We start from the raw sequence: 7538 nt of genomic DNA, 5'->3' as shown, positions 1-7538 counted from the left end.
GAGCAAGGTTTCGATGTCGTCTACGCGACCCGGCGGACCCGGGAGGGCGAATCCTTCCTGAAGAAAGCCACGGCCCACTGCTTCTATCGCCTGATGGGCAAGTTGAGTGACATCGACATCCCCGCCGACACCGGCGATTTCCGCCTGATGAGCCAGCGCGCGGTCGCGGCAATCGGCCAGCTCCGCGAGCAGAATCGCTTCATGAAAGGCCTGTATTCGTGGATTGGATTCCACCAGACGTCTATCCTCTACGATCGAGATGCACGTGCCTCGGGAAGAACGAAATTCAATTACCGCCGCCTGTTGAGATTCGCCATCGACGGCATCACGGGGTTCTCGACGATTCCGTTGCGGATCGCCACGTCGGTCGGCTTGCTTGTCGCTGTCCCGGCATTTGGCATGGCGCTCTACACCATTGGCAAGACGCTACTGTTCGGTGATCCAGTAAGGGGCTACCCATCCCTGATGACGGTCGTGTTGATGCTTGGCGGACTCCAGCTTTTCTTCCTGGGCATTCTTGGTGAATATCTGGGCCGCTTGTTCAATGAATCCAAGCGTCGGCCGCTCTATCTCATTGCAGGCTACACCCCCGCAACCGAAATGGCGAAGGAGGGGATCCCGTTCGGAAGGGTCGCGGATGCAACCTGGGCTCCAGGGATTGCCGCGGGGGCCAGGCGGCGTGCTGATCCCGTGGATCATCCTTCCGCGCCCGATGCGCGCAGCATACCCTTGGCATGGCGTCGATGCGGATCAAAATAAATTATGGGAATGCGATGTCGCCTTTGAGCGTAGTAGTAAAATTTAAAAACTCTTTGCATAGGAAAATAGTGGTAAACGATGAATTGATAAGATATCGTTGTCATTTCACAACCACAATTTTCAAGTAATCTTGTTGCAAGGTGTACGTAATCTTCAATCTCATATTCTCCATGTCACTTTATTACATATCTTTGAAGGAGAAATGTGAAATGAAAATTCGATGTGGAGTCGTGGCTGCGACAGCAAGTTTGATTGCGGGCACGGCGTACGCGCAATCCAATGTGACGCTTTACGGTGTCGCGGATGCGGGTATCGAGTACCTAAGCAACGCACCTTCCGCTAGCAATGGATCGAATCTGGTCCGCATGAGTTCCGGAAATATGTCGACGTCGCGTTGGGGTCTGCGCGGCAGCGAAGATCTCGGCGGTGGTCTCAAGGCTGTGTTCGAGCTGGAGAGCGGCTTCTCGCTGGATACCGCTGCGCTGAGCAGCAGCCCGCGACTGTTTGACCGGGCTGCCCTGGTCGGCCTGGGCAGCAAGTATGGTCTGGTGACGTTGGGTCGCCAAACCACGCCGATCTACGACGTGGGCCTGCAACTTGATCCCATGGGTTTCGCGCCGCGCTATTCGCTGTACCGAAGCGATGACATCATTGCTGGTCGCGCCGACAATGCGGTCAAGTATCGTGGGACGTTTGGTGGCCTCACCGCCAGCGGCCTGTACAGTTTCAGCCGGACCGGCGGGGGCGAGATTCCCGGGAATTTCAAGGTCGATCGTAATATCGGCGTCTCGTTGATGTACGAGACCGGTGGCTTCGCGGTTGGCGCAGTCTATGACGAGTTCCGCGGTTCTACGGTGGCAACGGACGAACGAAAGGACCGGCGCGCATTGGTGGGCGCGAGCTATGCATTCGGTCCCGCGAAGGCATTCCTCGGGTATCGTTGGTTCAACGGCAATGCCGGCACGCTGGCTGGCAGCGGAGCAAACCTGTACTGGGCTGGGCTGCGCTATAGCCTGACGCAGGCGCTGAGCTTGACGGGGGCCGCATATTACACGGACACACGTAACTCCGGGGCCGACCCGCTCATGTTCGTGGCGTCGGCTGACTATGCCTTCTCGAAACGCACGGACGTCTATATGAACGTTGCCTACGCGAGGAACGAGAACGGCTCGCAGCTCGGCTTGAACGGCTACAATTCGCTTTCGGGTGCGCCTACCAGTGTTGCGCCGGGAAAGAACCAGGTTGGCGCGGTCATCGGCGTACGCCACAAGTTCTAATCGAATCCTTCAAGATCGACATTCCCTTGCTAAAAACAAGAGAGTTTTTGGCCACCAAATTGGTGGCTTTTTTTGTAAATTCATGAATAAATATATGTGAATATAATATTTGAAAATTTCAAAATGCAACTCTGCAACGCCATCGATAATCCGGGCGACGAAAATGTTATGCAAGCTCAAGAATCCTGGAGGGGGGAACAGGGCGACTTTTGCGCAGCTGCTTGCACCAAGCCCTTCTAACGAACGCAGCCATCTAGTTTGACGAGCGGATGCCCAACGATCCATTTTCCTGGCGCGTGGTACCGATCGAGGAAAACGCTGATGCTCTGCAGGGCGTCTGCGTCCGCTTAGCCATACTCTAAAATTCCGTCGCGCGAACGCGACAAAAAAAACGGTTGCCAAAAGGAGCAACCGCTAAATGTTCCGCCAGGGGAGCGGCGGATTTCGTTGATATCGCCCAGCCGATGCAAAGCGAACAGAGCCGTTGGAGAGGTGAGCCGATATCTTGTCTCGTGTTCGTAAAAGCCAAATGCTGCGAGGAGCTTTCTTTGCAGAATTCTTTGATTGACTTTTACGCCACACCTTGTCCCACGCGATGTTCAATCTTTGCACCGGCGCTGTATACATCGTAGTCTACGGCCTTGGCACCATCCGTATACGGAACCGTGAGAGCGAATAGGACAGCAGTGGTACGTTTCATGGGTTGCCTCCTTATGAATTCTATTCGATAGGATCCTTTACCCCTTGGAAAAGGATCGTCTGCGCGTGTGCCGGAACGCAACTAGCACGACGGGTCGGGGAGCGCCATGCGCTCTTCCAATCCGACAATGCCAGTCTAGTTCGACCAGCCGAACTAACAGATGACGCTCTCATTACAACTGTCCACTGCGGCGATAAGGGAATTCCGACAAAGGTGATTTCATTGGAGTGGTCGTCGGTCAGGCCCCGCGACAAGGGGCGGAAAATCGGCGGCGGTCTTCAGCGTCCACCCATTGTACGAGAGTGGGGTCGGACAACTCTGTCGCGCATAGACCGTGCCACTGACGAATGGCATTCGCCCAGATTCTTCTCTCGGCGGCTAGCGACGCCAGGGGGAACCGGAGTTCCGCAAGCAGTCGCGCGGGACTCCCGCCTTCGCTGCCGATCGTGAATTGATCCAGAGATCGCTGGAGGTCTTCACGCCTGTGCGCCCACCACTCGGCTTTGCTCCGCTCCGCAAGCAAGCACTGCAGATGGGCTCTCAGGGCGACTACCTTGGACCATGCGACCAGGGGCAGTTCTTCGTCGCTGCTACGCAGCCAGTTCGACAGCGCATCCACGTCAGGGTACCCAGAACTTCCGAGTAGACCTGGAATGTACGATGCCATCGGGGAGACAGCATCCTGGAGCAGTTCAGTGCTAACGGCTGAGGGTAGGGACCGCAGCCACTCGATGAGGGCGCAGGGTGGTGACGGGGAATATGGGGTGGAGCGAGCCATAAGTATGCTGAAACATCGAAAAGGGGTCTTGGTCCTTCAGCCTGCGATGGGCATTCGTACCTCTAGTCCTTCGGGACAAGGTCACGCACGTGGGATCGCGATGATGCACGCTGACGTGGTGGGTGGCGGCCTGGCAAGGGTAACGCAACACTAGCGATATCGGTTGCGCTATTCGTCTAGCTTTCCGAGTTTTAACGGGTGGGTAAGGTGTTTGTATGGGGCGGATGACTAACATCGATGGCAAGGGTTGGACCCGAAACTCAAAAGGAGAACGTCATGACATCCCGAAAGCCCACCATCGCGTGGCACATGCTCGGCGTAGCCGCACTTCTTGCAACGTCCGCTGCATGGAGCGCTGACAAGATAAAGTCCAATGGCGGTGACGGCTGGGCGCAGCAAGCCCAGATTCAAGCCGCTGCACATCATGATCATGGCGCCAGAGCGGGCCTCTCTTCATTGCCTGCTATCAAGCCCGGCCCGCAGGCTTTGCTGTTCGGCAGCGAGGCGCCAGCGGGAAGTACTTCCCGTGTTGTCGAGGTTGCGCCAGGCCTGAAGTATGTGAATGTCGATTCGGGTGAGACCGTGACCTTCAAGAATGGATCGCGCGAGATCACTTTCGCTTTTGGCCAGTTGGACCGCAACAAGGCAGTCGCTCTCAACGAACTATTCCCAGAGCTCCATAACGGACAGCGCGTCTGGGTCTACATCGAGCAGAGCGAACTCTACGCCGGCGGCTGACAATGCTATTGCGCTAGCAGCGCGCACCTGTCTGTTTTGTCATGTTCCAGTCAGGTTTGGGTCGGCAACCGTCACGTAAGCTGTATATCAGCGGTTCGCTGAACCCAACTTCTTGGAGATAACGATGAAAACGTTGAAGAAGAGTGTGCTTCTGGTGTTGGCTGTCGCCACGCTTGGTGGTGCGGCAGGTGTCGCGAACGCCGGAGTAACTTCCCCGAGCGCTCCTTACACGGACGGCGGCCACACGATGGGCGCGCGCGATCCGTTTGCGGATGGGGCGCATTCGACGGGTACGCGTGATCCATTCACCGACGGCGGACATTCCGTCGGGACCCGCGATACGTTTTCTGACGGCGCTTGATCGTCACGGTTCCCTGGCTGAGGCCGGCACGCGCCCATGGCGCACCGAACGGAGCTCGGTGCCGTCCGTGGGCGTCGTGCATTTGCGGGTTCTCGCCGGTCGTGAAGAGGCAAACTACAAGGATTTGGTAATAGCCTCGATTGGGTTGATGCCCGTGCCAAAGCGCGCGATGTTCTCCGGATGCTCGCGAAGGCTGGGGTATGGGGCGTATCGCATGTTGAGTTCCGCGAGACGACTGAATGCCGGCCGGCTGAGTTGCGCACGTACGTCCGCGTGCCTGTTATCTGTCGCCGAGCGTTGTTTCGAGTTAGTTCAGTACAAGGAAAATTCCAATGAAATACCTGTTTGCCGCGGTCATCCTGGCGAGTAGTACCGTTTCGTATGCTGCGGCACCTGCCATCACGGTATACAAGGATCCCAACTGCGGTTGTTGCGAAGAGTGGGTGAAGCATGTCAATCAGGCCGGCTTCCCTACCAGGGTGATCAACTCGACGGATGTGACATCTGTCAAGACGCGGCTTGGCGTACCGGCGTCATTCAGTTCATGCCACACCGCCGTGTTGGAAACTAGCGGGCAGGTCATCGAGGGGCACGTGCCCCCCTCCGCGATCCACAAACTGATTGCCAACCGCGCAGTAAAGGGTGTTGCAGTGCCCGGCATGCCGACCAATTCGCCGGGCATGGGCAAGCTGAATGGCAACCTGGTCACCGCGGATTTCCAGGGCAAGCCCTTCTCCCAAGACTAACGGAATCAGAGCTGGCGGCGCCAATGCCGCCAGACAATGCTGCATGGAAGAATCAAACAAGCCGCGCTGGAGGATCATCGGCCTCCTGGGGTTAGGTACCGTCGCCGCGACGGTCATCGCGCTGCAGACCAAACGCTATCTGGAGACACCGCCAATCCCCGATCGGGCACGAAGTGGGCGCGAATTGCGCATCGACGCATCGGATTCGCAGAGGGTGGAGCGAGGTAGGCAGCTATACGCGCAGGCATGTGCTGCGTGTCACGGTGCCAAGATGGAAGGGCAGCCCAACTGGCGCGATCGGCTTTCAAGTGGGCGGCTGCCGGCCCCGCCGCACGACGCGTCAGGCCATACCTGGCACCATGCGGACGCGATACTGTTCTCGCTCACAAAGAATGGATTGGTGCCAGGCGTCTCTGCACCGAGCAATTACGTCAGCAACATGCCGGCCTTCAAGTCGTCGATGTCAGACGACGACATCATCGCGGTACTGGCCTACATCAAAAGCACCTGGCCAGAGAAGGTGCAAACCGCCCAGCGCGAGGCGACCAACGAGTACATCGGTCGCTAACGTGTCGAGCTAGAAAGATGGCCTCCACACCTGTCTGCCGTCACAGGGCGGAGGCCATCGGTCTGGTTGGCAAGTGAGTGGTAAGTCGAGCTACCCGCTATTTGTTCACAACGACCTTGCCGACCATACCGGCTTCGAAGTGGCCGGGCACCAGACAGGCGAAATCGACGATCCCATCCTTGTCAAACCGCCAGACGAGAGTCCCCTGTGCGCCCGGTGCAAGCGTGAGCTTGTTCGGGGCGGTGTGCTTTTCGCCGGCCATCTCCCGCATCATTTTTGCATGCTCTTTCAGTTCGGCCGCCGTGCCGATCACCATTTCGTGCTCGACTTTCCCGGCATTACGTACCTGGAACCGGATGGTTTCACCCGCTTTCACCGGAATTGCATCCGGTGAGAATCGCATGGTGTCGTTCATCGTGACGTCCACCGTACGCGTGACCTTGGCACTGTCGCCAGGTTGTCCGGCGACCGATGCAGTCGGTTTGCGAGTGGCCGAGCTGTCATTGCTCGGGGCGGCTGTCGCCAGCAACGGTACAAGGGCCACGGCGATGAGGGAAAGCGCGAGTGTCTTCATGGCGAACCTCGGTGGTGGGATGTTAAGGCTGGGCTGAGTCGGATCAACTCAGCCTCTGGACTGGACGGGTCTTACATTCCCATGGGGGAAAGAATGCCGAGCGACGCAACCAGAACAAGGATCAGCGTTGCTGCACCGGTTTCGATCGTTAAGCTGCGTTGCAGCGTGCGTACGGCGACGACGTGATCGCCGGTGCGAACCGCGTGTTCAAGCTGCGGGCTGAGATGGAAACGGTTGGCCGCTGCGAGCAGCAGCATGACGCCGAAGAGCGCAAGCTTGAATAGCAACAGGCCGCCATACGATGTCAGGCTCAGTTCCGGGAGCTGCAGCCCAATAATCATCCAGTAGTTGACGACACCGGTAATCACCAGGGTGGCGACCACCATCGTGCCGACCTGGGCGAATCCATTGGACGTTCGACTTAGTAGCGCCACTTTGTTGGGCGTGGCGGCCGTGCGAGACAACACAACGAAGGCGATCAGAGCACCGAACCATGCACCTGCTGCGATAAGGTGCGCGATGTCTGATGCGAGGTGGATATAGCCCTTTACGGCATCGTCCATCGCGCCGTGTCCTCCCCACGCCAACGTTGCCAGCGCGAACGCGGCGCCGCCTGCTATGGTGCCGAACTGAGACAACGGCCAATTGCGCAGGAAGAATGCGGAAAGCAGGCACAGGAACAGGGCAACCAGACGAACAATCCAGGCCGTACCGAACGCAGTCCCGGTCACAATCATCTCGAAAATGTGACCTTGAAGTTCGGTGTACGAAGCGGCGCCCGTCATGCCCTTCGCCATGACTGCAATGTTCACGAATGACAGGACGATACCGAACGTTGCGGTCACCTTGCAAATCGTTGCAAAGGAGGCACCGATCGATGACCGCCGCTCATCCTGGCGCAATGCATACAAGGCGAACAGCGGAAGGCCAAAAAGCGCCGCGAGATCTAGATAGAGTGCGAAACGCACTGCGACAGTTGCCCAGTCCATTGCAGCTTACTTGACGGTGAAGGTGATATTGCCGTTGATCGGATGGGT

Annotated in this window: 7 protein-coding genes and 1 pseudogene; 6 read left to right on the top strand and 2 right to left on the bottom strand. The window is 57.6% G+C overall.

From position 1 onward, the window contains the following. The 6 genes and pseudogenes from RN01_RS34450 to RN01_RS30630 form a co-directional block, all read left to right on the top strand. Positions 1 to 759 (top strand): annotated as a pseudogene (locus RN01_RS34450) (glycosyltransferase); the annotation flags it as partial. Between the two features lie 209 nt (positions 760 to 968). After that, the gene (locus tag RN01_RS30650) at positions 969 to 2036 is read left to right on the top strand and encodes a porin (RefSeq protein ID WP_029309035.1); all 1068 of its coding nucleotides are present in this window, start codon (positions 969 to 971) and stop codon (positions 2034 to 2036) included. A gap of 1754 nt (positions 2037 to 3790) precedes the next feature. Then, positions 3791 to 4252, top strand: coding sequence for a CzcE family metal-binding protein (locus tag RN01_RS30645; RefSeq protein WP_029309033.1), 462 nt, complete (start codon positions 3791 to 3793; stop codon positions 4250 to 4252). A 124-nt stretch (positions 4253 to 4376) separates the two neighbouring features. Continuing rightward, positions 4377 to 4613: a hypothetical protein gene (locus tag RN01_RS30640; RefSeq protein ID WP_029309032.1), complete on the top strand. Its 237-nt coding sequence runs from the start codon at positions 4377 to 4379 to the stop codon at positions 4611 to 4613. A gap of 332 nt (positions 4614 to 4945) precedes the next feature. Then, entirely contained in the window at positions 4946 to 5359 is a 414-nt protein-coding gene (locus RN01_RS30635; protein ID WP_029309031.1) for a DUF411 domain-containing protein, read from the top strand. A 43-nt stretch (positions 5360 to 5402) separates the two neighbouring features. Then, positions 5403 to 5927, top strand: coding sequence for a cytochrome c (locus RN01_RS30630; protein ID WP_029309030.1), 525 nt, complete (start codon positions 5403 to 5405; stop codon positions 5925 to 5927). 97 nt (positions 5928 to 6024) lie between these two features. Here the strand turns inward: RN01_RS30630 and RN01_RS30625 are convergent, their stop codons facing one another. Together RN01_RS30625 and copD are read right to left on the bottom strand one after the other, a co-directional pair. After that, positions 6025 to 6501 (bottom strand): plastocyanin/azurin family copper-binding protein, encoded by a 477-nt coding sequence (locus RN01_RS30625; RefSeq protein ID WP_029309029.1) that lies wholly within the window; start codon positions 6499 to 6501, stop codon positions 6025 to 6027. Between the two features lie 71 nt (positions 6502 to 6572). Continuing rightward, positions 6573 to 7490, bottom strand: a complete 918-nt coding sequence (gene copD / locus RN01_RS30620) for a copper homeostasis membrane protein CopD (protein ID WP_029309028.1) — start codon at positions 7488 to 7490, stop codon at positions 6573 to 6575. Positions 7491 to 7538: the final 48 nt, after the last annotated feature.

It is taken from the genome of Cupriavidus sp. SHE, from assembly GCF_000812445.1.
Classification (GTDB): Bacteria; Pseudomonadota; Gammaproteobacteria; order Burkholderiales; family Burkholderiaceae; genus Cupriavidus; species Cupriavidus metallidurans.
This window is presented reverse-complemented; position numbering and strand designations above follow the sequence as displayed.